Source organism: Sphingomonas sp. PEI4 (genome assembly GCF_056679955.1).
Genome location: NZ_JBWXPI010000004.1, coordinates 66,486 through 89,830 on the forward strand (window position 1 = coordinate 66,486; position 23,345 = coordinate 89,830).

Below are 23,345 nucleotides of genomic sequence, written 5' to 3' on the forward strand. Positions count from 1 at the left end.
AGCTCCGCCCGCCGGCACTCTGGCCTTAGAGCTTGTCCTTCAGACCCTTGGCGGGCGTGAACGAAACCTTCTTCGATGCAGCGATCGTCATCGCCTCGCCGGTCGACGGATTGCGGCCCTGGCGCTCAGGACGATCCTTGACCGAGAACTTGCCGAAGCCGGCGATCGAGACGTCTTCGCCTTTTGCGGCCGCGCTTGCGATCTGGTCAAACACGGCGGCGATTGCGGCCTTGGCCTCTGCCTCGCTCGTGCCTGTCGTCCCAGCGACGCCCTTCGCCAGTTCACCGATGTTCATGCTACTTACTCTCCCTAGTGGATCTGGCCGGACCTTAGCCGTGCCGAGCGCCGATACAATGATGCTGCTCGACGATGCGTACGTCGCGGGCGCCCGCTCGATGGTCCGCAAACTAGCTAATCATGACGTGGACGAGGTGTATCAGGCCGGGTGCGGGCAGGGGCCGATCGCCGAGCTGGCGGCCGAGCCGATGCAAAGCCGCAGGCTGGATTTCTAACGCGCGCTGCGCTCTCGCGTGACGCGCGGATCTTCATACAGGTCGCGGATCGCGCGCAGGCGAAAGACGTTCCACCAGCGCTGCCATCGATGCTCGGCCGCATCGTGGATCATATGGCAACGCTGGCAGAGCGCCGCGAGATTGCCGGGCATGCTGTTGCCTGGATCGTGATCGAGATGCGCACAAGCCAGCACGACATAAGTCGTTCGTACCGACGCCAGAATGAAGCCGCCCTTGAGCGCGATCCGCTTGCCACGGCCGGAGCGCCAACACACGGCATCGGCATCCCACCAGCGACCATCGCCAAGATGGGCGACCCGACGCATATGCGGCCTCGAGCAGTGCTCGCAGCGCGCGCCGGCCCGATCGAACCGGATCACGTCCGACAGCTGGCGCCAGTCGATCGGGTAAAGCCAGCGGTTTTCAGGGCGGATCGGCATCTCGATTCTATGAGTCAGCCGATGGCAGAACGAAAGCAAAATCTTCTTGGTTTGTTTTTGGTCTGTTGTGTAACCGTTCCACGCGGTGCGTACCGTCAGTTTTCGTGGCGACTGCCCGCGATCGTGCGCGGCGACACTGGCAACTCACTCGAGATCGCGCTGTAGACCTAGTATTCGTTACGACTCCGTACCGTCCGGCCCTCGGCTGCGGTCAAGCCCAAAGACTCGGTCCGGCAGACATAAATCCGTTGACCAAGCGTCGGCGGTAACGGAACATAAAGCGAACACGTGGAGTCTAACCACCATGTCAGCCGCCCTCGATTCGCTTCCCCAGAGCATCGCCCATCTGCGAAGCATTGCGATGCCGATCGCCGAATACCGGGTCCTGCCGTTCGGGGTGAGTGACCTCGACAATCGTCTGAACGGGGGAGGGCTCCGGGCTGGAGCACTGCACGAGGTCGCCGCACGGACCTGTTCGCTGGTCGACGATGCGGCTGCCACGCTGTTCCTTGCCGGTGTAGCCGCGCGAGAAGCGCGGAACACTCGTGCCCCGGTGCTTTGGGCAAGCTGCCGGAACGATCTCTACGCCCCCGGCTTGGCGCAAGCCGGCTTGTGCTCGGCGAACGTGATCTACGCCCAGCCCAAGGACGACGCCGCGCTTCTGGCGGTTGTCGAGGACGCGATCCGGGATGGTACGCCGGCAGCGGTCGTGGCCGAGGCGGCAAAGGTTTCGATGGTCGCCACGCGGCGCCTGCAGCTCGTCGCTGCTGAAGCCGACATTCCCGTACTGCTCCTGCGCCGCTGGCGGGGCCGATCGCAAGACCCGCTCGGCGAGCCCTCCGCTGCCTGGACGCGCTGGCGGGTCGCCAGCGCCCCGTCGCAGCGGCTCGCGGTTGCCGGGGTGGGACGCGCCCGTTGGTCGGTCGAGCTGGCGCGTCAACGCACTGGCGGGTCCTTCTCATTGATCGTGGAGGGGTGCGATGAGACGGGTTGTCTCGCTGTTCCTGCCGCACTTGGCCATCGAGCGGCTGAGACGGCTGGACCGGCACGCTACGCCGCGGCCTGAGCGGCCCGCGCTCCAGCTTCCGGTCGACGACGATCCGGGTGAATGCTCTGTCCCGAGGGGTGGCGGATGGCGGCCGGGTGCGCGCTGGGCGCGGGCGCAATCGCCTACCAAGGCCGAGGTTGCCGGGCAGATAGCCGCGCTTCCGGCGCATGCGAAGCCGCCCATGCGCGAACTCGGGCGGCGATCGGAAGCTGCGAGCCATCCGTACAAGGACCAGTCGGTCACGCGACCGGCCATGATCGTGACACGGCCCGCAACCGCTCACGCTCCGCTGGCGCTTGTCGGCAAGGTCGGGCGTCGTGAGGAAGTTGTGGCCGTCTGTGCCGCGGCGACCTCGCTCGGCATCCATGTCGGAATGGCCGCGACGCATGCCCGCGCGCTGGTGTCCGATCTCGACTTCCGGCCCGCCGAACCAGAGGCGGACGCAGTCCTGCTCGATCGCCTGGCGCTGCTTGCCGTTCGGCGTTGGTCGCCCATTGCGGCCGCGACGCCGACCGATGGCCTGTGGCTCGACCTCGCCGGCTGCGATCACCTCTACGGGGGAGAAGAGCGATTTTGCCGACGCCTGCGCGCCTTTTGCCAGCGTGCCGGGTTTACCGCGCGCGTTGCGGTCGCCGACACGCCCGGTGCCGCACACGCGCTCGCCCGGTACGGCCGGGAAGATCTGACGATCGTGCCGGCCGGTGGTACGGTCCGAGCGATATCATCGCTACCGATCGCTGCCTTGCGGCTGACCGGCACGGCGCTCAGCGCTGCCAAGCGGTTCGGCTTCGAGACTATCGCAGACCTTTTGCCGGTCGCGCGCGGCCCGCTCGCGCGGCGGCTGGGCCTGCCCGCCATCACCCGGCTTGATCAGGCGCTCGGTGGCGTAGCGGAGCCGATCACACCGCGCGAAGATGTCACCGTTCCAGCCGTCGAGCGCCGCTTGCTCGAGCCGATCGGCACGGCCGAGGCGATCGCGCAGGTGATGGAAGATCTGCTGGGCGATTTGGCCGAGGTACTGCAGGCGAGAGGGCTCGGTGCGCGATCGCTCCGACTGTCGGGGCTGTGCGTCGACGGGACGGAACAGGTGGTTGCCGTCGGGACATCGCGGCCGACACGCGAAGTTCCCCATCTCCTGCGACTGCTGAAGCTCAGGATCGAGCGCATTGATCCCGGACTGGGGCTTGAGCAGTTCCTGCTTGTGGCGCCGCATACCGAGCCGCTCGATGCAGTGGATCTCGGCGCAGTGCTAGCCGGCGAGGTTCTGGTGCGCGACCCCGCGCGCCTCGTCGATGTCGTCGCCGGCCGCATTGGCCCGAATGCCGTCTATCGGATCGCGCCGATCCCGAGCCATGTACCCGAGCGAGCGGTCGCGCGCGCCGACCCGGTCGAAATGCCGGCAGGGTGGCCGATATGGCAGCGACCTGTGCGTCTGTTCGCCAGACCGGAGCCATTGTGGGGCGTCATCGCGCTGCTGCCCGATCAACCGCCGCGGCGCTTCGAGTGGCGTGGCGAGGCGCACAAGGTCGTCGCCGGCGATGGCCCCGAGCGGATCCACGGCGAATGGTGGCGCCGCGACGCCGAGACCTGGGCGGTGCGGGACTATTACCGCGTCGAGGATGAAGCAGGCGGCCGTTTCTGGGTGTTCCGGCGCGGCGACGGCACCCATGATGATACCGGCGATCTCAGCTGGTGGATCCACGGCGTGTTCGCATGAGCGCGCCCTATGTCGAGCTTCAGGTGCTCACCCATTTCTCGCTGCTGCGCGGCGCGTCGAGCCCCGACGAGCTGTTCGCGGCGGCGGCACTGCTCGGGTATTCCGCGATTGGGATCAGCGACATCGGTACGGTGGCGGGCGTCGTGCGCGCCTGGGAGGCGCAAAAGGCGACCGGCGTCCGCTCGATCGCGGGTACGCGTGTCAATCTTTCCTGCGGGCGCCGCCTGATCCTCTATCCGACCGATCGCCCCGCCTGGTCACGGATCACGCGGCTCCTAACCGTCGGGAAGAAGCGGGCGGGGAAGGGGGGCTGCTTGCTGCACTGGCACGACCTTGAGCCATGGTCGGAGGGGATCATCGCTATCCTGCTACCGGACGAGGCGGATCAGGCGAACCTTGCGGCACTTGCCGACCTGAAGACGGTTTACGGCCGACGCGGGTACATGGCGCTGTTCCAGCGCCGGCGGCCGGACGACGCCGTCCGTATCGATGCGCTGGCTAGGCAGGCTGGCGGCGCCGGCGTCCGCGCGGTCGCAACCGGTGACGTCCTCTACCATGCGCCCGAAGCCCGCCTTCTGCAGGACGTGGTTACGGCCGTGCGCGAGAAGTGCACCGTTGATGAGCTCGGCTACCGCCGTGAGATCAACGCCGATCGCGCGCTCAAATCACCGGAGGAAATGGTCCGGCGCTTTCGTGATTATCCCGATGCGCTGCGCGCCAGCGTCGATATCGCCCGGGCCTGTAACTTTGATCTTGGTGAGCTGGCCTATCAATATCCCCACGAGCGGCTGATCGATGGCCTGAGTGCGCAGGACGCGCTGCAGAAGCTGGCGACCGAGGCGGTCGAGCGGATGTTCGATGGCAACGTGCCGGCTGCCTATACCGACCAGATCGGCCACGAGATGCGGTTGATCGGCGAGCTCGGTTACGCGCCCTATTTCCTGACCGTCTATGCGATCGTGCGCGAAGCACGCCGCCGCGGCATCCTGTGCCAAGGGCGTGGCTCGGCCGCGAACTCGTGCGTGTGCTTCGTGCTGGGGGTGACCTCGATCGATCCGATCAAGCACGAGCTTCTCTTCGAACGCTTCGTGTCGGGCGAGCGGCGCGAACCACCCGACATCGACGTCGACTTCGAGCATGAGCGCCGTGAAGAGATCATCCAGTGGATCTACGAGACCTACGGCCGTGACCGATCCGCGCTGACTGCGGTCGTCCAGCGCTACCGCGCTCGCGGTGCGGTGCGCGATGTTGGCAAGGCATTGGGGTTGCCCGAAGACCTGACGTCCTCGCTGGCGGGGCTGGTGTGGGGCTGGTCCGCCGAAGGCGTGGGTGAGAAGCAGGTCGAGGAACTCAACCTCGATATCGGCGATCGACGGCTGCGCTTGACCCTGGAACTGGCCCGCAAGTTGATCGGCGTGCCCCGCCACATGAGCCAGCACCCGGGCGGGTTCGTCCTGACGCATGATCGGCTCGACGATCTCGTGCCGATTGAGCCCGCCGCGATGGAAGATCGCCAGATCATCGAGTGGGACAAGGACGACATCGATGCGCTGAAGTTCATGAAGGTCGACGTGCTCGGCCTCGGAATGCTCGGCTGCATGAACCGCGCCTTCAACATGCTCGAGCAGGATAAGGGCATCCGCGTCGGCTTGGCCGACCTCCAGGACGACGATCCGGCGGTGTACGCGATGATCCAAAAGGCGGATACGCTCGGCACCTTCCAGATCGAGAGCCGCGCGCAGATGTCGATGCTGCCGCGGATGAAGCCGCGACGGTTCTACGATCTCGTGATCCAGGTCGCGATCGTCCGACCAGGGCCGATCCAGGGCGATATGGTTCATCCCTATCTTCGTCGCCGCGAGGGGCTGGAGAAGCCAGAATATCCTCGGCCCGAGCTGCGCGCGGTGCTGGAAAAGACGCTCGGCGTACCACTATTCCAGGAACAGGCGATGAAAGTCGCCATCGTGGGCGCGGGCTTCACCCCGGCGGAAGCGGATCAGCTGCGCCGAGCGATGGCGACCTTCAAAGTCACCGGTGGCGTATCGCATTTCTCGGAAAAGCTGGTCGAGGGAATGGTCGCGCGCGGGTATCCGCGCGACTTCGCCGAACGCACCTTCCGCCAGCTCGAGGGCTTCGGCTCCTACGGCTTCCCGGAGAGCCACGCGGCGAGCTTCGCCAAGATTTCCTACGCCTCGAGCTGGATGAAGCATCACCATCCCGACGTCTTCTGCGCGTCGCTGATGAACGCGCAGCCGATGGGGTTCTACGCCCCCGCGCAGATCGTGCGCGACGCCCAGGCACACGATGTTGAGGTTCGGCCCCCGTGCATCAACGCGAGCCGCTGGGACTGCACGTTGGAGCCGACAGGCGGCCGCTACCTCGCGGTGCGGCTCGGCCTGCGCCAAGTGCGTGGGCTGTCGAACGCCGACGGGGCTGCGATCGTAGGCGCGCGCAGCACGACATTGTTCGACTCGGTCGAGGACGTTTGGCGCCGGTCAGGTGTCCAGCGCGCGGCGATCGAGAAGCTGGCGGATGCCGATGCGTTTCACGCGTTCGGTGCCGATCGCCGGCAGGGCCTGTGGAAGGTAAGGGGGCTTGGCGAGGCGCCGCTGCCGCTGTTCGCGGCTGCGGATCGCGCTGCAGAGACGATCAGCGCCGAAGGGATCGAACCGTCCGTCGCTCTCCGTCCGTTGACGGACGGCCGCGAGGTGATCGAGGATTACCGCTCGCTGCAGCTGTCGCTGCGGGCGCATCCGCTGACGTTCGTCCGAGGTGAACTTGCGCGACGCGGCGTGACCAAATGCGCCGAACTCGCGAACATTCGGGATGGCCGGCACGTCGAGGTCGCTGGCATCATTCTGGTCCGCCAAAAGCCCGGCTCCGCCAAGGGCGTGTTGTTCATCACGATCGAGGACGAAACGGGGATCGCGAACGGTATTCTGTGGCCGGATCGGTTCGAGCGGCAACGCCGCACGATCATGTCTGCGTCTATGATCGGCATGAAGGGCAGGGTGCAGAAAGAGGGGGAGGTGATCCACGTCATCTGCGACCGGATCATCGACCATGGTGACCTGCTGCACCGCGTGGGCGAGATGTCGTTCCCCCATCGGACCGGCCGCGGCGATGGGGCCAAGCATGCCGGATCGCCTGACCGGGGTGACGCGGGTTGGAAGCCGGAGCCCCGCAACTGCTACTGGCCGCCGCACGCCGAAGGCATGGACCCCGAGGACGCGGTGCGCTTCAAATCGCATGACTTTCGTTGAGCGATGGCAAAGCTCGCTCGCCACCAGCGCGTCGTCATCGCGCTATCGGTCCATATCCTGCGGGGCGGCGTCGTCCGCTGCTCGGACTCGCGCGTGGACGGCGTAGAGGTTCGTCTGGCGCTTCGGTGCCTCTTACCGCATTGCCCAGAGCGTTGGCCGCTTGAGCTCTACTGGGACGCGGCGTGCCAGGAGAATGAGATTGGCAGGGCACAGGGTGTGACCGCTGCGTTCAACGGCATTGTCCGTCAGCTACGCCGCGCAGGCCGATATGAGGAAGTGTTGGATCAGTGAGAAAGAGTGCCGCCCGCATCGTCTCTGAGGCATCTCAGAAATGGTGCCGGTCGGATGCATGGATCGATCCAGCTGGCGCTGCCATTTCTCGTAGTCTCAGCCCTCCACGTCGGCCGCGGTCAGCAGGATCGGAGGCTCCCCGCCGAGCCGCTTGACGAACTCGCGCTGTGCTATGCGGTGAATGTCACTCTCGAATTCGATGAAGACCTCGAGCGCAGTTTCGGAATCGAGCGTATCGCGATCGGGATCGAGGAGCTGCGTCAGGGCCTCGCTGGTGATGAGGAACTCGACGACTCCTAAGTTGGTGGTGCCCGTGAAGCCGACGCTCTCGCGTTCGGCAACCCAGTAATAGTCCCCCATTTCGAAACGGACGCTGGGAGTGGCCATGCCGGCTTACTCCTCGGTTGGGCTGGAAGCCGGCAGGTGCTCCGCCAGTGCTGCGATGCCTTCACCGGTAAAGGTCGTGCTGGAGGCACCTTCGATTTGGACAGGATGCTCCACCGTCAGGACGGCCGCGGCTTGATGCTCTGGGTCCAATCCGCGCCAATCCCGAACTGCTCGCTCGAGGTTGGTGACTTCAGCGACGTCGCTATCGCCGCGCGGGACGTTTTCGAGCGACGCGCTCATCCGCCAGTTGATCTCAGGCGTCTTTACGCTTTCGCCCCAGGTCGCTTCCGTCATGATCGTCTACCTTCTTGCGTCTGGTTCTTGGCGCAATTTCGAATGTAGCCTGACAGGGCGCGTCCGTGCCAGTCCGAAGCTTACAATCCTCGAGCTTCAAGGGCCGCGAGGGGCGACTGCGATGATATCAAGCTTTCGCAGGGCTCGTGCCATGCGTTTGGCATCGAGCAGCCCGATGCCATGTGAACGAAAGGCGCTGGCGAGTTGTCGCTCCGTCAATGGCGCTGACACCTGATCGAGAACGGCAAGCGCTGCGGCTCGCACCTCAGGGGGTGCAGCCTTCAGGGCGTCTAGGGCTTTCATTCTGCCTCGTGAAGGTTGCTCGGTCTGATCGGTAGACTAACGACATGCGCCGCGCCATGCGACTTGCACGTACCACGCCCCGCAGTGCCCGCCCCCTGAAGAGCAAGCCGCACGGCCGACGCTCTGTGTGACATTGCCGGTTCTATCGATCCCGCCCGAGCAGGCACTTGCATCCGCTCCTGTCGAACCCGGGCAACGCGTCTCGACCCGGCTATCTCGACTGGCATCTTAAGGTCGTGTATAACACACCGTATTGGCCTCATGGGCGCTTATATGAGACGCTAGATGCGATCGACTGTCGCTGATACTCTTCCGCCGCGCGTGAGGCGGAGCTTGACGAAGCTGGGCGCCGATATTGCGCTGGCGCGCAAGAAGCGCAGCCTCACGGTGGTCATGATGGCCGAACGCATCGGCGTGGCCAAGAGTACATATCTCAAGCTGGAAAAAGGCGACCCGACCGTCGCGTTGGGTACATACGCCATGACCTTCTTCGTTCTGGGTTTTGGCGAGAGCCTTGGAGAGATCCTCGACGCCAGGAAAGACGAGCAAGGTCTGTTGCTCGACGTGGAACGTATGCCGCAGCGCGTCCGTAGACCCAAACCGCCCGTTTCGCTGTGAGGCGGACGATCGGCATTCAGATAGGCGACGAAGCCCGCGGTGTCGGGTTGCTTCACTACAATCAGCAAGGGAGCCGCGAGAGCGCGGGCTTCGAATATGACGCCGGCTGGCTGGCCGCTCCCGACCGCTTCGCGCTGGAGCCTGCGCTGCCGCTCGACGCCGGTCCGCAATTCCACCGGAAGGTTGGCACCGGCTCCGCCTTCCATGCCGCCATCGCCGACACCGAACCGGACGGCTGGGGAAAGCGCGTCATTCAGCGCGACCATGCCAAGCGGCGGCAGGATGCCCGCCGCCGCGGTGAAGAGGTCGATGCTCGGGCACTGAATGGCCTCGATTATCTGTTGGCGGTCGACGACCTCAGCCGAGTTGGCGCGCTGCGTCTCGTCGACGAACAAGGGACCGCTCAGCGGGCCACCGAGGATGGTCGCCGCACCACTCCACCCCTCATCGAGCTGGGCCACCTCCTTGCCGCCAGTCGTGCGGTCGAAACCAACACCGAGACTGCAGCCGATCTCGCCTATTTGCGCGGTCGCGGGACATCGCTCGGCGGGCTTCGCCCCAAATGCACTGTCGTCGATGACGAGGGGCACCTGTCGATCGGCAAGTTTCCAAGCGTCGCCGACGAACGCTCGGTGACGCGGGGGGAGGTGCTGGCGATGCGGCTGGCTCGTCGCGCCGGGATCGACGCGGCTGACGCCCGACTGATCGACAGCGATGGCGACGCGATCGCGCTGATCCGACGGTTCGATCGGCCCGCAGGGGGCGGGCGGCTCATGTACGTCTCGGCGGCCACGATGATCGGTGCGGAGCCCGGCGATGCGCAGGAGCATGCCTATACCGAGATCGTCGATGCCCTTCGGGTAAATGGCAGCGCCCCCACCGCCGACATCGAGGAGCTATGGCGCCGGATCGCTTTCTCGATCCTGATTACGAACGTCGACGATCATCTGATGAACCACGGTTTCCTGCACGTCGACCGTGGCCTGTGGCGGCTGGCGCCAGCCTTCGACATCAACCCGTTCCCCGAGCGACTGCGCGAGTTGAAGACCTGGGTCTCGGAAGAGGTTGGACCAGAGGCAACCATCGATGCCCTGATGTCGGTGCTGCCGTACTTTCGCATTACCCTGCTGCGCGCGCAGGAGATGCTCGCGCAGGTCGAGCAGGCCGTCGCGGGGTGGCAGGAAGAGGGACGTGCGCTCGGTATGACCAATACCGATCTGGACAGCTTTGCCGAGGCGTTCGAGCATGAGGAGCGCGCGGCGGCCCAAAGGGTGCTGGTTTGAGGCGATGGCAGCAACCCAAAAAACCGTCCGCTTATTTGTAAAACGGGTGGATCACGGCCTGGCCGCTTTCGGGCGCTGGATAACGTAAGCGGCCTTTCATTCAGGCTCAGGTGATCGGCCGCTACGAACGCCGTTATCGGTCTTGGCACCCAGTTGCTTGGCTCCAACGACTACCTAACGGGCTACGTGAGCGAGCATGCGATACATTTGCTCGCAGCCTTGACATCCCCACCCGTAAGCATATCTTACCACTCGTAAGAAGTGGAGAGACATCGTGGACGCCAACACTATAAAGGCTAAGCTGATCGAGGTGCTGCAGACCGTGCAGTCCCTCAGCGGCGAGGATTGTCCGGCAATCGATGGCACCACCAAGCCGGTTGACGTCCTGCCGAAATTCACCAGCAAGATTTGGCCGGTTGCCGCCGGGATGCTGGGCATCGCGCTCGGCAAGTCGATCCCCTGCGAAGCGAACATCTTTGTCGACGAGCAGTCGAAGGCGCCGCTCGCGATCAACCAGACGGTCGCTCTGGTGCTGAAGATCCTCGAAAAGCAGGATGCGGACGAGGCTGCGGCGCAGTGAGCGTACCGCAGATCGACAAGGCAGCGACCATCCCCGCACGCTTGCGCGCCGCGCGTGAAGCGGCGGGCCTTTCCCAGGGACAGGTCGCGAAGCTCATGAACATGCACCGGCCGACTATATCGGAAATGGAAGCGGGCAACCGGCGCATCTCCGCCGACGAACTGGCGAAGTTGGCCGATCTTTACGACACCAAAGTGACGTGGCTGCTGGGCGAAGCGCCGGATAGCCTCGCGTCCGATGACCCCAAACTGCAACTGGCCGCGCGCGAGCTCGGCAAACTGAAACCCGACGACCTCGATCGCCTGCTGAAACTCATCGCTGCGCTCAAGACCGACGATGACGGGCAGGAGGCCTAAACCATGAAAGCGTTCGCCGTGCCGATGATGCCGAACCGCCGCGCCCTAGCCGATCAGGCCATGAAGGCCTCGATCACGGCACGGCTAAAGGCCGGAAAAGATCTGGTCAGCCCGATCTGCATCTATAGCCTCGCCGAGGCGCACGGGGTGCGCGTAACCTTCAATGATATCGACATGGAGGGCATGTATCAGCGTGGATCGCCGCCGCGTATCCATCTGTCGGCAAAGCGCCCGCTGGCGCGTCGCGCCTATAATTGTGGACATGAACTCGGCCATCATCTGCTTGGCCACGGTTCCGCGATCGACGAACTTCGCGAAACTCAAACGGTACGTCCGTGGGATTCGCCCCAGGAATACAGCGCCGACACCTTTGCCAGCTACACGCTGATGCCCACACTCGGGTTGCGCCAGGCCTTCGTGTCGCGCGGCCTACAGGCGGCGACGGCGACGCCGGTGGAGATCTACCGCGTGGCTTGCCATTTCGGAGTTGGCTACACGACATTGATTACGCACCTGTTGTTCGGCGAGAGCATGATAACGCGCGCTCGTGCCGACGAACTGCGCAAACATTCCCCGCGCTCGCTTCGCGCGCTGATCCTGGGGTCGCTGACCCCGCAGCCCTTGATCGTTGCCGACGAGGCCTGGGGAGCGCCGTCGATCGATGCCGAAGTCGGCCATCTCCTACTGCTGCCGGCCGGCACGCAGGCGCAAGGCGATGCCGTCATCGCAGTCTCAGACCTGCCCGGCGGTCGCTTGTTCGAAGCGAAACGCCCCGGGCTCGTCCGCCTGGCCCGCTCGGACAACAGCTGGGCCGCGTTCGGCCGGATTGCCCGGACGGCTTATGTCGGTCGCGCCGAGTTCCGCCATCTGGAGGACGACATCGATGCCTAAAGCTAAGGTCCCACAAAATCCGGCACCGCTTGTTTTGGAAGCGAAGAGCGTGTCGGAGGCCTATTCCAGGGTTTTGCTCCATATTGTCGATCATCCGGGCAAGGAGATCGCGCCGCTGGTGCTGACCATCTCCGGCTTTGGCGACGGCTATGATATCCCGGAAGACATGAAAGTCCGCTCGACCCTCGATGCCCTTCTCGTCGCCAAGGGCAAGATCGACGTCGAGGACGTCGCCTACACGATCTTTCCGCAACGCCTCTGGACCATGGCGCAGGGCAATCGCGTCAAGCTCTTCCAATTCTACAGGATGGCGTTTCCCTTCTACCGTGCGAAAAATCCCAAGGCTAATGGTCGGGGCCTGTATTTCGAGCGGCTGATGATGTTCGGCCGCGGCCCGTGTGACGGGAACCAGCTGGAGTGGATCTTGAGTCAGCACGATAACCGCCCAGGTGTGCGCCGATCGATGTGGCAGGCCACCACGTTCGATCCCGGCCGGGACCATAATGCCACCGCGCAACTCCCGTTTCCCTGCCTACAACATGTCACGTTCGTCCCGACCAAGGCAGGCCTGGTGGCAAATGCGTTCTACGCAACCCAGCAACTGTTCGACAAAGCTTATGGCAATTATCTGGGTCTGGCCCAGCTCGCCGCCTTCATGGCTCATGAGATGGATCTGCCGCTGGCTCGGCTGAACGTCACGATCGGCGTCGCTAAGCTGGAGCGGATCATCAAGACCGATCTAGCATTACGCCCGCTCATCGATGCGGCGCGGGCCTGCCTCGCACCGCCGCTGTCGGCGCGTCCGATGGCGGCGGCAGCGCAGCTCGCGGCCCAGCCTGCCTAGTCAGATGGTCAAGACGGTTTCCCCGAGCGGTCGCAAGCGCGGCCGCCCCGCCAAGATTCGCAGCGAGCCGCCTGTCACGCTCGAACTCGCGCTAACCCCGCCCGACGCTCACGCACCGGCTACGCCACGCGCGCCGACGATCGTTTCGCTTCATCTCGCGCCAGCGAAAACGACCGAGGTCTACGACAGCTATTGGCGGTTCGCCGCTGAGCGCCAGCGCGTCTTCTACCGCCGCGCGCTGGGCCAATCATGGCCTTGGACGGACGATCCAGTCCTCGGCAGCTACAAATTCACCAACGCTTACCGGGCGTCCGATCGCGTCAGCCAGTTTCTGATCCGCCACGTCATCTACCGCAGCGACCTGCCCGACACCGCGACCGAAGTCGTGTTTCGCATCCTGCTGTTTAAATTGTTCAACAAGATCGAGACGTGGCAGCGTCTCGAACGCGAGGTCGGGCCGATCACCTTCGCCGACTATCAATTTGGGCGCTACGATGCCGTGCTGTCGAAGGCGATGGCACAGGGGAAACGCATCTATTCCGCCGCCTATATCATGCCACCGGGCAGTTCTGCCTTTGGATGCAAAGCCAAACACCAGAACCATTTGAAGCTGCTCGAAATGATGATGCGCAATGAGTTGCCAAACCAGCTCGCAGCGGCCCGCTCGATGCAAAAGGGGTTCGAGTTACTTCGGGCCTATCCGACCATCGGCGATTTCCTCGCCTATCAGTTTATCACCGACGTCAATTACAGCGACGTCACCGCGTTTTCGGAGATGGACTTCGTCATTCCAGGCCCGGGCGCGAAGGACGGGCTGCGCAAATGCTTTGCCGATTCTGGCGGCTTGAGCGACGCGGAGCTGATCCGCCTGATGGCGGATCGGCAAAACGAGGAATGCGCACGTCTGGGGCTCGAACTGCCCTCATTATGGGGGCGCCCGCTGCAGCTCATCGACTGTCAGAACCTGTTCTGCGAGGTCGATAAGTACGCGCGCGTCGCGCATCCCGAAGCATCCGGTCTGACTGGCCGCACGCGCATCAAGCAGAAGTTCGCGGCCCATAGCGAGCCTATGCAATTCTGGTATCCTCCGAAATGGGAAATCAACGATCGCATCGCGGCAGGCGCGGTGCCGAATGAAGCCTTCGTGGCGGCGCCATCAAGCGCACCGGCTCCGCGCGACGGCGAGACCTGACGTGGAGCGGGACCAATGGATCTGAAAGCCTATCAAGCCCAGGCGCTGCAAACCGACCAGGTTCCGGGCGTCGCCGACGATGAGTTCGCCACGGCCGTCATCGTCCCAATGCTCGGGCTGGCCGGCGAAACCGGCCAGCTCCTCAGCGAGTATAAGAAGCACCTGCGCGATGGCGATGCGCATCGCCTGTTCAAGGATCGTGTCGGCGAAGAGCTTGGCGACCTGCTGTGGTATGTAGCCAACGTCGCGAGCAAGTTTGGCCTCGACCTCGACGATATCGCCCAACGCAACCTGACGAAGGTGCACGCGCGCTGGTCATCACAGAGTGCAACCGCGCCTGATTTCGATTCCGCCCTGCCCGAAGGGGAGCGCCTTCCGCGGCAAATGGCGGTGCGTCTCGTCGAAGAGCCGGGCTCGGCCGATCGGCCCAAAGTGCGCATGACGATCGGCGGCGAGGGGATCGGGTCGCTTCTGGGCGACAATGCCTATGACCCGGACGGCTATCGCTTCCACGACGTATTTCACCTCGCCTATGCCGCCGTCCTCGGCTGGTCTCCCAACCTGCGCGCCTTCCTAAAGCGCAAGCGCAAGAGTCGGCCGCTGCTCGATGACGTCGAGGATGGCGGTCGCGCGCGGATCATTGAGGAGGGCGTGTCGGCCCTCGTCTTCGACTATGCCCGCGTCCACAGCTTTCTGGAGGGAATCAGCGAGATCGACTATCGCCTGCTGCGGACGATCCGGAGCATGACATCGCATCTCGAAGTCGGCAACGCGACCGCCGCCGATTGGGAGCGCGCGATCCTCGAAGGTTTCAGCGTTTGGCGCGCGGTCCTTGCCAATGGAGGCGGCGAAATCCTGGTCGATCTCGATACGCGCCAGATCCGCTATCTGGGAATGCCCTGATCGCCGAGCGCGATGACGCTGGCTATCGCGAGATCGCCTTCATGGCTGGTGCTGACGAGCCAGTGCGAGATCGCCAAAGCCTCCGCGCGTCGCTTGGCCTCGCCGTGAAGGACGATGGTCGGCGCACCCGACACCTGCGTGACGGTCTCTATGTCGAGAAAGCCGACGCCTGCCCCGAAGCCGGTGCCTAGCGCCTTCATCACCGCTTCCTTGACCGCGAAGCGCCCAGAGAGACGCGCGGCGCGATCGCCGCCGTTCGCCACGCTCGCCTGTTCTTGGATCGTGAAGCATCGCGCTAGAAACTGATCGTTCGGATCGTCCAGAAGGCGAGCGGTCGAGAGAATGTCGACCAAGTCGACTCCGTGGGCGATCATCATGCGCTGCCGTTGAATACGCGGTTCTAACAAACAGGCAAAATATTTGTCAGAAGCGTGTAGCTGTTTTCTGACAAATTGCGGAGGGGCTATGCCGATTGCGAAGGGATTTTGGAGCGGGGAGACCCTGCATCAGCGCCTCCAGCCTCTCATCTCGCCATTCGATCCCGATCGGATCGACTGCTCGGCATACACCTTGGCGATGGGACGCGAGGTCTATGTGTCCCCCAACGACGAAACCGCTGATCCGCAGGCCGTCACCATCCGCCAGCTCGGCGATGGCGAAGCCTTCACGATCCCGCCAGGGCAGTTCGCCTTCCTCCTGTCGGAAGAGAAGGTCGAAATCCCCGACACCGCATTGGGTCTCATCTCGATCAAGGCAAAGATCAAATGGCGCGGGCTTATCAATGTCTCGGGTTTTCACGTCGATCCCGGTTTCCGCGGCCGCTTGGTCTTTTCGGTCTATAACGCAGGCCCGGTGCCTGTTCACCTGCGTCAGGGGCAGCCGATGTTCCTCATCTGGTATGCCTCCCTCGACGCACCGACAAAGCTCGGCCGTCGTCAGCCGGTGCAGGAATCCTTCCCGCCGGATCTCATCTCAGGAATATCAGGCGAACTGCAATCGCTCGCCGGTATGAACAAAAAGATTAAGGAAATCGACAAGGCATTAACCGAGCGCGTTCACGCCCTCGAACGCGAACAATCCTATTATCGCTCTCTCGCCCTCGTGATCGTGCTGCTCGTCACCGCGATCGTCGGCACCTGGGTCAAGGACGGCGTACTTCACCGCCTGTTCGACACACCCGCAGTCGTTCAACCTGTTGAGGGGAGCGTCGTCGCCCCGACACCATTGCCAAGCCCCAACATCAAAGCCCCGACTGCGGTGCCTCCTGTTGCTCTCCATTCGGAGGATGCATCGCCTCGAAGCTCACGACCCAATCCGCGATGAGCGTCACCCGCGCGAACAAGGTGCCCGATACGCTGCTCCGCGCCCTGATCGCGGATTTCGAGCGCAGCACCACCGTTAGCAAGGGAGGGGTGCAATTCGAAGCACTCGACTTCGACGAGACGTTCGAGATCCTGCCGGACGCCTTCCGATTTCACCCGGAGGTAAGTCGGCGGGTGGCGATCGGACTGCTGCGCCGCGCCATCATCGATTGCCGGAACGCCGGACCGATCACGATCGATGCCTTGACCGATCGGGCGAACGCGCTGGACCGCGTTGCCAGAGCCGTGCCGAACGAGCGGTACACGATCTGGACGAAGTTCCGCGCGACCAACATGGCACATCATCCCGGCTTCAGGCTGGAATGGCAGGGGGTGCGACTGCGCTCGGCGGCCCATCTGCCGGCGCGCATCACGCAGGGAGAGTATTTCCTGAACGGCGTCGGCCGCATCTACCCGGATCGCCCGCATGGCTACGGTCACGTCATCATGACCGTCGATGCCCGCGACGAGCGATCGGCGGTGGAGCGGGCGTTGGAAGCTCTCCAGCTCATCATGGGCCTCGCCAACATGTTCGAGAACATGGGGCGATGGTCGCACGGCGGCCATCGCCACTGGACAGAAGGCAAATGGTGGCTGGGGCCGCACCACTTCGTCTTTCGAGGCAACCGCTTCCTCGGCGACGAGCGCCTCTGGTATAACGGCGATTATGACGAGACGGCATGGACGATCCATGCTCCACCGATGCGCGACGCGCTGCGCGTCATGCCCTTGGTTCGCCGCGCCCTCCGCGAGCTGGCCGATCATCCGTTACGACCGCTGCTTCTCCAGGCGATACTTCTTCTTCAGGACGGGTTCGCGGCGCGGGACGGAAGCCATCGCCTGCTGCGATACTGGTCGGCGCTGGAGCGGCTCTATGTCGAGGAAAGCGGTCGGGGATCGTCGAACCAGAAGGTCGTCGATCGCGCGTCCTTCGCCGAACTCAATCCCGCGATATCGCGCTGGAAGCTGAACCACGCTGCCCAGCTCCGCAACAATCACGCCCATGCCGGCGGGACCGACGACGATCTCCAGGTGATGAGCCAATTCCTGCGCCACCTGCTCGCGCGCCATTTGAACCACTGGATTTTCCAAGGGCGATCGTTCGCCAATCAGGCTCAGCTCCTCGCCTATGTCGATCTCCCCGGTGACGAGGTAGCCCTTGCCAGTTTGCAGGCGGCGATCGACCGTCGTCTCGACCTGATCGCGCAACGTCCCGCCCCCTCGGGAGGGACTTAGAGCCAGCAATCCCATCAAGATCGCGGCCGCTTCTTCGAGATTCGTATTTCGGTGAGAGGCAGTAGAGTGCATCGACACAGTAGCCTAAATTCCCCTCCGGCGCTGTCGCGGTTCAGTCGCGACGCGGCGTCCACATCATGTGGGTGGCGTTGCCCGCCTCGGCGAGGAGTTCGGCTACATCAACCGGTGCCCACTGATGTGTCATTGAAGAATAGGGGTGAAAATCAGGCACTCGGCTGCTCCGGCTGCCGTCTGGCGCGATGAAATGATGCGCCGCTCCAGGTAGCAGCTCTATAGCAAACCTCTCCTTCGCGATGCGATTGTGAAAGACGTTAAGGCCTTCGATCCAGCTCTCGTCGTATCCGGCGGCATTCACAATCACGCGAAAATACTTTGGCTCGCTGGCATCGGGATCGTGATCGACGACGGTCCCCTCTCGAAGCAATGCGACATTTCCGCTCCCGAACCCTGCCAACAGCCCCATTCGATTGAACTTCGAGATCGTCCCGCTCGCCGTCGTCAGGATCGCGCTGACGTGCTCGGCCCCGGCCAGATCGAAGAAGCCGGATGGTATCGGCGGCTTGTCTCCGAACTGATGCTCGGCGATCTTGCGCGCTACGACGGTAAGCTTGCCTGCCGCATCGCGCTGCGCTTCGGCTTCGAAACCGTAAACGTACCGCTCAAGCGACGACGCCGAATGCATCATCGATCCTGGCGACGAGAAATCGGCAATCGCCAGTACGAATGGCGCACCGGCAACATTTGCACGCTCCCAATAGCGTTTACGTAATTTGGAGAACAGCGCGCTGCCGAACTTAATCGGCAGATATTGATCGAGATATGCTTTGAGCTTCTCTGGCGTGTCGGTTTCGGGCGGTGGGACGATCGTGCTGCCGTCGCGCGTCGGTCCGACTGTCACCGCTTCGGCGCTAAACCGCCTAGCAAGCCCTTGGCAGCTAAAATCCGGAATGGCTTCGCTGCGGTCAAGCGTGAAGCCCTGCTCGATGAACGTGGCAAACAGATACAGTTCCCAGATTCGCTGGTCGAAGCCAGTGGTCTGAAACTGCTCAACGAAGTTGCCGTCGGCATCTTCGTACCATCGCATCATTGGCTCGATAATACCGCGAGCCGGGGAAAAACACTCGTCCTCAATGAGGCGGACAAACGCTGGGTTGAGCCGTTCGCGTTCGCGAACCGGCGTGAAAAAGTCGATCGGTTCTCCCGTCTCATCATCTTGATAGTGATCTTCGACCGGCGCTTGGACGGCGCTGTCGATGGCGACCGCCAAGTCAACTCTCGCCACTGCCTCGGTGTCGACAAAGGGCGTCATTGAAACGCTGCGGAAGCGCAATTTGCGATCTTGCGTATTGAGCGGCGATCTGGATGAGACAGTAGCGGCGATCAGGATGAGACTCTGCGGCCGTGACGGGAGCGAGATTGTCGCGGCGCGACAGGCAATGCAAGGCCAACTTTGGTCTTGATCGCCGCTCCGCGACAGACGGTGTCTCAGCTTGATTGTCGCTGGAGGGCTGCGCGGCGTCGGTAGCTCTCGACGTTCATCTCGAAGATGGTGGAATGATGAACGAGGCGATCGACAGCGGCGAGCGTCATGGCGGGGTCAGGGAATACGCGCGACCAGTCGCCGAATGGCTGGTTGGCGGTAATGAGGGTTGATCGGCGTTCGTAGCGGGCGCTAATCAGTTCGAAGAGGACGGAGGTTTCGGCCTGGTCCTTGGTGACGTAGGCGAGATCGTCGAGCACGAGCAGGTGATATTTGTCGAGCTTGGCGATCGCACTTTCGAGGGCGAGCTCACGGCGCGCGATCTGCAGTTTCTGGACGAGATCCGAGGTACGGGTGAACAGGACGCGCCAGCCCGCCTCGATGAGTGCCATGCCGATTGCAGCGGCGAGATGGCTCTTCCCGCCGCCCGGTCCGCCAATCATGATGAGGTTGGCCCCCTTCTCGAGCCAGCTGTCGCCGGCGCAGAGCGCCATGATGTGAGCCTTCGAGATCATCGGCACGTTGGTGAAGTCGAAGGTGTCGAGGGTCTTGCCTGGTGGCAGGCGTGCTTCTGCCAGGTGCCGCTCGATGCGTCGCCGGTCGCGTTCGGCGATCTCATGCTCGGCGAGCGCGGCGAGGAAGCGGGTGGCCGGCCACGCCTCCTTGTCGGCGCGTTCAGCGAACTGGAGCCAGGCCTGCTTGATGGCAGGCAGACGCAGTTCGTTGAGGATGAATGCGAGGCGCTGGGTGTCGACAGCGGGGTTCATGCGGCCGCTCCCGTCAGCAGAGTGTCGTAGACGGCAAGCGAGGGCAATTGCACCGAGACGACCGGCAAGCTGGCCGGGTCTGGTGAGAAGCGTGCTCGTAGCTGCGTGAGGTCTGGCAGGCGCCTGGCGTCCAGATCCGCTGCCAGAACATCTGCCAGCTCTGCTTCGCAACCCCGCTCATGCGCGAGCGAGAGCAACTCGACCATGATCTTGCAGGCGACGCGCTCGGGCAGTTGTTCGATAAGACGGTCGAATGTCCGGCGATACGCTTCGCGCGGAAAGATCTGGTCGCGGTAGACGAGGTTCATCAGCGCCATAGGTTTGCGCCGCAGGCTGTGAATGACGTGCCGGTAGTCGACGACGTGTCCGTGCTTGCCGTCGCTGGGCGTTCGTCCGCGACGGAGCGTCATGAGACGCGTCGCGCCGAGGAAGATATCGAGGCGGTCGTCATACAGGCGGACCCTCAGCCTGTGGCCGATGAGGCGCGACGGGACCGTGTAGAAGACCTTCTTCAGCGTGAAGCTGCTGGTCGAGGTGACGGGGACAATGCTCTCCTCATAGTCGCCGGTGCGAAGCTGCGGGAGCGGCTGCAGCGTTGCGCGCTCGGCATCGATACGAGCCGCGTTGCGTCGGTTCTTGCGCGCGACGATCTCGTCGATGAAGGCGCGATAGGCGGTCAAATCGTCGAAGTCGCCGGATCCGCGCATCAACAGTGCGTCGTTTACGGCATATTTGAGATGGCCGTGGGGGCTTTCGATAGCGCCGTTCTCATGGGCGACACCGCGATTGTTGCGCGTCGGCTCCATCGCATAATGCTCGCAAAGCGCATCATATCGCCGCGTCAGGTCAACTCTGGCGTCAGCGTCGAGATTGCGGAATGCGGCCGACAGGCTGTCACTGCGGTGTAGGCGTGGCGCGCCGCCTACCGCCCACAGGGCGTTCTGCAGTCCCTCGGCCAAGGCGACATAGCTCTCGCCGCCGAGGATGACATGGGCGTGCTCGAAACCCGACCAGACCAACCGGAAGTGATAGAGGAGATGCTTGAGCGGCTCGCCGGCGACCGTGACGGGCACATCGAGGTCGCCCATATCGGTGAAGTCCGACAGGCCCATGTGGCCGGGCTCGTGGGTCTGACGGAAAATGACTTCCTGGTCCTGACCATGCCGCGCACGCCATGTCCGGATGCGCCGCTCCAGGGTCCTCCGGATACCGGGCGACAGATCCGAATGCCGGCGAAGCATCTCCTCAAATATGGCAACGGCCCGCAGGCCGGGAGCCGCCTGGAGAAGTGGGACAATCTCGGTGTCGAAGATCTCTGCCAGCGGGTCTGGTCGGCGCCGACCTCGCGGCTCCGCCTTCTGGGACGGGAGTTTGCCGCCCTTGAGCAGTCGATAGGCGGTCGCCCGGCTGATACCGGCCTTGGCCGCTGCCACGGGCACCGGGTCGCTTTGACGATGTTTCATAAAGAGCCTCGTTTGATGATCGTTGACGTGTCGACCGCTCACCTGCGCTCTTCCCCCAAGGAAAAGCCCAGATGTAGGCCGGTCACGACCACCAAAGCCCTTCGAAAGGGCTTCCGTTTGGGGCTGTCGGCTCCGGGCTACGCCCTACGCCGACAGCCCCAAACGGAGTCTCATCTTGATTGACGCTGCTGTCTCACCTTCATCGCCGCGCAGCACTTGCGCGAATATCATCCCGAAGAACTCGTCATCTTCGATATCGCGCATCAACATGCCAACGATGCGACCGCCGTCCGCCTGAAAATAGGCTCGCTCTTCGCCAAACAGCTCCGCCTGGGGCAGACGAGCATAGCCGGCGAGGGCGTTGAACCGGACTTTTGAGATGCTTTCCATAGCGACGCTATAAGGTAGGAACAGGCTGCACACACCTAGGTGGCGGCGCAGCGATCTGTTTACCAAGCGGATCTGTCATCGTGCCCGTGGCTTGCGAGCCGTGGCGATCTCGGCCACCTTTAAACCTATGAAGTCGCTGATATCCGAGTTCTCTTACGGTTTCGCCTTAACACACGAACTGGTCGGCGCCTTGGGCAGTTTGTCCGCCGCGCCTGTGTTTCCGTCACTCATCGAGGAAGGTCGCGCCGGTGGCGGGTACGACGTGAAACTTGAAGCGCCGGGCCTTCCCCTCTTTCTGCAATTCAAGCGATCAGACTGTCTCTCGAGGCGTAGCGCGCGGGAGATCCGCCTGGGGGCGCCGTTGACGACACCATATTACCGGATCGAGATCACGGCGAAGGCCGACTCGGAACAGCATGAGATGCTCATCGACCTCGACCAGTCGCCCAACCTCGTGTTTTACGCTGCGCCGATGTTTCACCAGAAAGCCGAGTTCGACACGGCATTCCTGAGTGGCACGGTGCGGCAGCAATCCTTTTTTGTGCGCCCTCGCACGATCGGCCACTTTGCCGACACTGGCGCACATCATGTCTCGTTTGATGGGAGTCATTGCGTCGTCATGTCGGAGCCGAGGGTGATCGAAGGGTTGGGCGTCGTAGAACTGGAGGCGCTGTTGCGCGAGCGTCTCGATCAGGACAAGCGGCCCCTCCGTGCCACCGTGAATGAGGCCGTCGAAGAGGCAGAAGCCGCGCGAATCCGAGCGCGTGAGCGTCTGCGCCGGCGGTACGAGCAGCCCGACGAGAACGAATATCTAGCCGCGACAGTGGCAGGTGACGAGCCGCCAAGAATCTCGGCGGCCGATGATTTCCGCAGGCGACAAGCCGATACTCTCCCGCCCGCGCAGGCTCCCAAGGTGCTTGACGATCCCGGTGAAGCCGCACTCCAGCGGCTCGCAGATATCGGGCTGCGCGAATTTAACGCGCAGCTTTACATCGTCCAAGCGAAAGAGGCGCAATAAGGAACGGGGCCGTCAATCTTAGTCCGAAATGGTATACCGCTGCTAGACTGTCCGTGAGGCATGGTGATCCGTCTAAAGGACGTCGCTGCAAGAATTCTGGAACAGCCTGGCCTGATGGTCTAGCGTCCTAAGCTTCACATAACATTACGGCGTTGAAGTTTGACAAGTATGACGCCGTTCGTGGGTCTGTCGCCGTGCCCTTCGTGAGTTCGCACTCCTTCAGCAGCTCTTCGTTCGTTGACTTGGTGATAAATTCACTGATGGACTCGTTCACCAATGTCTCGAGCTGGCCGATAGACACGCTCTGTTCGCCAGCAATAACGTTGATCTCTTGGAGACCGGCGGCCTGCATCTTCCGGTCGGCGAGGAGCGCGGCCACAACGCCGCTCATATTTTGGACATTGGTGGGCAACGTGCCAAGCGGGCGTGCTGGATTGGAGCCGGTCACGGTGAAGATAGGCGTCGTCATCGCGCGAGGATAAGGCACCGGGCGGTTGAGCCGCAAGTGCTTGCGGGTCAAGTGGAGCTAGCTTGATTGTCAGCCGAGAGGCTTACAGCATAGCCGCCGCCGCACATCTAGAACGGCGCTTTCACCAGCCGCCGGTAGTCACCTTGAAAGCGCACGGTAACGCTGTTCCAATTTTGGCCGATCGCGATGCACCAGTGGGTCACTCATTTTAGATGAAG

The 23,345-nt window shown here is 63.2% G+C and carries 26 protein-coding genes; 16 read left to right on the plus strand and 10 right to left on the minus strand.

What is annotated here, in order from left to right; genetic code table 11:
• Window positions 1-25: 25 nt before the first annotated feature.
• Complete coding sequence (locus AC1MLZ_RS22620) at window positions 26-295, minus strand: HU family DNA-binding protein (RefSeq protein WP_262827081.1); 270 nt, start codon at window positions 293-295, stop codon at window positions 26-28.
• A gap of 58 nt (window positions 296-353) precedes the next feature.
• Between AC1MLZ_RS22620 and AC1MLZ_RS22625 the strand changes: the two genes are divergently transcribed.
• Entirely contained in the window at window positions 354-512 is a 159-nt protein-coding gene (locus AC1MLZ_RS22625; RefSeq protein WP_480962162.1) for a hypothetical protein, read from the plus strand.
• Here AC1MLZ_RS22625 and AC1MLZ_RS22630 read toward each other — a convergent pair.
• Complete coding sequence (locus tag AC1MLZ_RS22630; protein ID WP_480962163.1) at window positions 509-952, minus strand: hypothetical protein; 444 nt, start codon at window positions 950-952, stop codon at window positions 509-511. The two genes, AC1MLZ_RS22625 and AC1MLZ_RS22630, sit on opposite strands and share 4 nt — an antisense overlap.
• A 304-nt stretch (window positions 953-1,256) precedes the next feature.
• On the opposite strand from AC1MLZ_RS22630, the gene AC1MLZ_RS22635 reads away from it, so the two are divergent.
• The 4 genes from AC1MLZ_RS22635 to AC1MLZ_RS22650 are packed head-to-tail and all read left to right on the plus strand — an operon-like array spanning window position 1,257 to window position 7,271.
• Window positions 1,257-2,018 carry an ImuA family protein gene (locus AC1MLZ_RS22635; protein ID WP_480962164.1) on the plus strand — a complete coding sequence of 254 codons (762 nt, stop codon included), beginning with the start codon at window positions 1,257-1,259 and terminating at the stop codon, window positions 2,016-2,018.
• Window positions 1,933-3,717 (plus strand): Y-family DNA polymerase, encoded by a 1,785-nt coding sequence (locus tag AC1MLZ_RS22640; protein WP_480962165.1) that lies wholly within the window; start codon window positions 1,933-1,935, stop codon window positions 3,715-3,717. Before AC1MLZ_RS22635 ends, AC1MLZ_RS22640 begins: the two co-directional genes overlap by 86 nt.
• On the plus strand, window positions 3,714-6,980 hold the full coding sequence (locus AC1MLZ_RS22645) for an error-prone DNA polymerase (RefSeq protein ID WP_480962166.1): 3,267 nt from the start codon (window positions 3,714-3,716) through the stop codon (window positions 6,978-6,980). The genes AC1MLZ_RS22640 and AC1MLZ_RS22645 overlap by 4 nt, the downstream gene beginning before the upstream one ends.
• Window positions 6,981-6,983: 3 nt before the next feature.
• Window positions 6,984-7,271 carry a hypothetical protein gene (locus AC1MLZ_RS22650; protein ID WP_480962167.1) on the plus strand — a complete coding sequence of 96 codons (288 nt, stop codon included), beginning with the start codon at window positions 6,984-6,986 and terminating at the stop codon, window positions 7,269-7,271.
• 96 nt (window positions 7,272-7,367) lie between these two features.
• On the opposite strand, the gene AC1MLZ_RS22655 is transcribed toward AC1MLZ_RS22650, so the two are convergent.
• On the minus strand, window positions 7,368-7,658 hold the full coding sequence (locus tag AC1MLZ_RS22655; protein WP_480962168.1) for a DUF1488 family protein: 291 nt from the start codon (window positions 7,656-7,658) through the stop codon (window positions 7,368-7,370).
• Window positions 7,659-7,664: 6 nt separating this feature from the next.
• The gene (locus tag AC1MLZ_RS22660) at window positions 7,665-7,952 is read right to left on the minus strand and encodes a hypothetical protein (protein ID WP_480962169.1); all 288 of its coding nucleotides are present in this window, start codon (window positions 7,950-7,952) and stop codon (window positions 7,665-7,667) included.
• A gap of 636 nt (window positions 7,953-8,588) precedes the next feature.
• On the opposite strand from AC1MLZ_RS22660, the gene AC1MLZ_RS22665 reads away from it, so the two are divergent.
• From AC1MLZ_RS22665 to AC1MLZ_RS22700, 8 genes are all read left to right on the plus strand, one after another.
• On the plus strand, window positions 8,589-8,873 hold the full coding sequence (locus tag AC1MLZ_RS22665; RefSeq protein ID WP_480962170.1) for a helix-turn-helix domain-containing protein: 285 nt from the start codon (window positions 8,589-8,591) through the stop codon (window positions 8,871-8,873).
• A complete protein-coding gene (locus AC1MLZ_RS22670) occupies window positions 8,870-10,156 on the plus strand; it encodes a type II toxin-antitoxin system HipA family toxin (protein WP_480962171.1) in 1,287 nt (428 codons plus the stop codon). The genes AC1MLZ_RS22665 and AC1MLZ_RS22670 overlap by 4 nt, the downstream gene beginning before the upstream one ends.
• Window positions 10,157-10,430: 274 nt before the next feature.
• Window positions 10,431-10,736, plus strand: a complete 306-nt coding sequence (locus AC1MLZ_RS22675; RefSeq protein ID WP_480962172.1) for a hypothetical protein — start codon at window positions 10,431-10,433, stop codon at window positions 10,734-10,736.
• Window positions 10,733-11,092 carry a helix-turn-helix domain-containing protein gene (locus AC1MLZ_RS22680; protein WP_480962173.1) on the plus strand — a complete coding sequence of 120 codons (360 nt, stop codon included), beginning with the start codon at window positions 10,733-10,735 and terminating at the stop codon, window positions 11,090-11,092. The genes AC1MLZ_RS22675 and AC1MLZ_RS22680 overlap by 4 nt, the downstream gene beginning before the upstream one ends.
• Before the next feature lie 3 nt (window positions 11,093-11,095).
• On the plus strand, window positions 11,096-11,983 hold the full coding sequence (locus AC1MLZ_RS22685) for an ImmA/IrrE family metallo-endopeptidase (protein WP_480962174.1): 888 nt from the start codon (window positions 11,096-11,098) through the stop codon (window positions 11,981-11,983).
• On the plus strand, window positions 11,976-12,827 hold the full coding sequence (locus tag AC1MLZ_RS22690) for a thymidylate synthase family protein (RefSeq protein WP_480962175.1): 852 nt from the start codon (window positions 11,976-11,978) through the stop codon (window positions 12,825-12,827). Before AC1MLZ_RS22685 ends, AC1MLZ_RS22690 begins: the two co-directional genes overlap by 8 nt.
• Window positions 12,828-12,831: 4 nt before the next feature.
• Window positions 12,832-14,019: a nucleotide kinase domain-containing protein gene (locus AC1MLZ_RS22695; RefSeq protein WP_480962176.1), complete on the plus strand. Its 1,188-nt coding sequence runs from the start codon at window positions 12,832-12,834 to the stop codon at window positions 14,017-14,019.
• A 15-nt stretch (window positions 14,020-14,034) separates the two neighbouring features.
• On the plus strand, window positions 14,035-14,922 hold the full coding sequence (locus AC1MLZ_RS22700) for a MazG nucleotide pyrophosphohydrolase domain-containing protein (protein ID WP_480962177.1): 888 nt from the start codon (window positions 14,035-14,037) through the stop codon (window positions 14,920-14,922).
• Here the strand turns inward: AC1MLZ_RS22700 and acpS are convergent.
• Window positions 14,904-15,299 (minus strand): holo-ACP synthase, encoded by a 396-nt coding sequence (gene acpS / locus AC1MLZ_RS22705; protein ID WP_480962178.1) that lies wholly within the window; start codon window positions 15,297-15,299, stop codon window positions 14,904-14,906. The genes AC1MLZ_RS22700 and acpS overlap by 19 nt on opposite strands.
• Window positions 15,300-15,387: 88 nt before the next feature.
• Here acpS and AC1MLZ_RS22710 point away from each other — a divergent pair, with 88 nt between their 5' ends.
• Entirely contained in the window at window positions 15,388-16,245 is an 858-nt protein-coding gene (locus tag AC1MLZ_RS22710; RefSeq protein ID WP_480962179.1) for a dCTP deaminase domain-containing protein, read from the plus strand.
• Window positions 16,242-17,519 (plus strand): hypothetical protein, encoded by a 1,278-nt coding sequence (locus AC1MLZ_RS22715; RefSeq protein WP_480962180.1) that lies wholly within the window; start codon window positions 16,242-16,244, stop codon window positions 17,517-17,519. Before AC1MLZ_RS22710 ends, AC1MLZ_RS22715 begins: the two co-directional genes overlap by 4 nt.
• A 112-nt stretch (window positions 17,520-17,631) precedes the next feature.
• Here AC1MLZ_RS22715 and AC1MLZ_RS22720 read toward each other — a convergent pair whose 3' ends face one another.
• From AC1MLZ_RS22720 to AC1MLZ_RS22735, 4 genes are all read right to left on the minus strand, one after another.
• Window positions 17,632-18,849 carry a hypothetical protein gene (locus AC1MLZ_RS22720; RefSeq protein ID WP_480962181.1) on the minus strand — a complete coding sequence of 406 codons (1,218 nt, stop codon included), beginning with the start codon at window positions 18,847-18,849 and terminating at the stop codon, window positions 17,632-17,634.
• A gap of 176 nt (window positions 18,850-19,025) precedes the next feature.
• Window positions 19,026-19,787, minus strand: a complete 762-nt coding sequence (gene istB / locus AC1MLZ_RS22725; protein WP_159513485.1) for an IS21-like element helper ATPase IstB — start codon at window positions 19,785-19,787, stop codon at window positions 19,026-19,028.
• Window positions 19,784-21,292, minus strand: a complete 1,509-nt coding sequence (gene istA / locus AC1MLZ_RS22730) for an IS21 family transposase (RefSeq protein WP_151989758.1) — start codon at window positions 21,290-21,292, stop codon at window positions 19,784-19,786. The genes istB and istA overlap by 4 nt, the downstream gene beginning before the upstream one ends.
• A gap of 102 nt (window positions 21,293-21,394) precedes the next feature.
• The gene (locus AC1MLZ_RS22735) at window positions 21,395-21,640 is read right to left on the minus strand and encodes a hypothetical protein (protein ID WP_480962182.1); all 246 of its coding nucleotides are present in this window, start codon (window positions 21,638-21,640) and stop codon (window positions 21,395-21,397) included.
• Window positions 21,641-21,767: 127 nt separating this feature from the next.
• Here AC1MLZ_RS22735 and AC1MLZ_RS22740 point away from each other — a divergent pair, with 127 nt between their 5' ends.
• Window positions 21,768-22,658, plus strand: coding sequence for a hypothetical protein (locus AC1MLZ_RS22740; protein ID WP_480962183.1), 891 nt, complete (start codon window positions 21,768-21,770; stop codon window positions 22,656-22,658).
• Window positions 22,659-22,785: 127 nt separating this feature from the next.
• Here the strand turns inward: AC1MLZ_RS22740 and AC1MLZ_RS22745 are convergent, their stop codons facing one another.
• Window positions 22,786-23,127: a hypothetical protein gene (locus tag AC1MLZ_RS22745; protein ID WP_480962184.1), complete on the minus strand. Its 342-nt coding sequence runs from the start codon at window positions 23,125-23,127 to the stop codon at window positions 22,786-22,788.
• Window positions 23,128-23,345: the final 218 nt, after the last annotated feature.

Excerpts from the sequence above, each read along its gene's own strand:
- AC1MLZ_RS22620 (WP_262827081.1), bottom strand. The coding sequence starts at position 295 with ATGAACATCGGTGAACTGGCGAAGGGCGTCGCTGGGACGACAGGCACG.
- AC1MLZ_RS22625 (WP_480962162.1), top strand. The coding sequence starts at position 354 with ATGATGCTGCTCGACGATGCGTACGTCGCGGGCGCCCGCTCGATGGTC.
- AC1MLZ_RS22630 (WP_480962163.1), bottom strand. The coding sequence starts at position 952 with ATGCCGATCCGCCCTGAAAACCGCTGGCTTTACCCGATCGACTGGCGC.
- AC1MLZ_RS22635 (WP_480962164.1), top strand. The coding sequence starts at position 1,257 with ATGTCAGCCGCCCTCGATTCGCTTCCCCAGAGCATCGCCCATCTGCGA.
- AC1MLZ_RS22640 (WP_480962165.1), top strand. The coding sequence starts at position 1,933 with ATGAGACGGGTTGTCTCGCTGTTCCTGCCGCACTTGGCCATCGAGCGG.
- AC1MLZ_RS22645 (WP_480962166.1), top strand. The coding sequence starts at position 3,714 with ATGAGCGCGCCCTATGTCGAGCTTCAGGTGCTCACCCATTTCTCGCTG.
- AC1MLZ_RS22650 (WP_480962167.1), top strand. The coding sequence starts at position 6,984 with ATGGCAAAGCTCGCTCGCCACCAGCGCGTCGTCATCGCGCTATCGGTC.
- AC1MLZ_RS22655 (WP_480962168.1), bottom strand. The coding sequence starts at position 7,658 with ATGGCCACTCCCAGCGTCCGTTTCGAAATGGGGGACTATTACTGGGTT.
- AC1MLZ_RS22660 (WP_480962169.1), bottom strand. The coding sequence starts at position 7,952 with ATGACGGAAGCGACCTGGGGCGAAAGCGTAAAGACGCCTGAGATCAAC.
- AC1MLZ_RS22685 (WP_480962174.1), top strand. The coding sequence starts at position 11,096 with ATGAAAGCGTTCGCCGTGCCGATGATGCCGAACCGCCGCGCCCTAGCC.
- AC1MLZ_RS22690 (WP_480962175.1), top strand. The coding sequence starts at position 11,976 with ATGCCTAAAGCTAAGGTCCCACAAAATCCGGCACCGCTTGTTTTGGAA.
- AC1MLZ_RS22695 (WP_480962176.1), top strand. The coding sequence starts at position 12,832 with ATGGTCAAGACGGTTTCCCCGAGCGGTCGCAAGCGCGGCCGCCCCGCC.
- AC1MLZ_RS22700 (WP_480962177.1), top strand. The coding sequence starts at position 14,035 with ATGGATCTGAAAGCCTATCAAGCCCAGGCGCTGCAAACCGACCAGGTT.
- acpS (WP_480962178.1), bottom strand. The coding sequence starts at position 15,299 with ATGATGATCGCCCACGGAGTCGACTTGGTCGACATTCTCTCGACCGCT.
- AC1MLZ_RS22710 (WP_480962179.1), top strand. The coding sequence starts at position 15,388 with ATGCCGATTGCGAAGGGATTTTGGAGCGGGGAGACCCTGCATCAGCGC.
- AC1MLZ_RS22715 (WP_480962180.1), top strand. The coding sequence starts at position 16,242 with ATGAGCGTCACCCGCGCGAACAAGGTGCCCGATACGCTGCTCCGCGCC.
- AC1MLZ_RS22720 (WP_480962181.1), bottom strand. The coding sequence starts at position 18,849 with ATGACGCCCTTTGTCGACACCGAGGCAGTGGCGAGAGTTGACTTGGCG.
- istB (WP_159513485.1), bottom strand. The coding sequence starts at position 19,787 with ATGAACCCCGCTGTCGACACCCAGCGCCTCGCATTCATCCTCAACGAA.
- AC1MLZ_RS22735 (WP_480962182.1), bottom strand. The coding sequence starts at position 21,640 with ATGGAAAGCATCTCAAAAGTCCGGTTCAACGCCCTCGCCGGCTATGCT.
- AC1MLZ_RS22740 (WP_480962183.1), top strand. The coding sequence starts at position 21,768 with ATGAAGTCGCTGATATCCGAGTTCTCTTACGGTTTCGCCTTAACACAC.
- AC1MLZ_RS22745 (WP_480962184.1), bottom strand. The coding sequence starts at position 23,127 with ATGACGACGCCTATCTTCACCGTGACCGGCTCCAATCCAGCACGCCCG.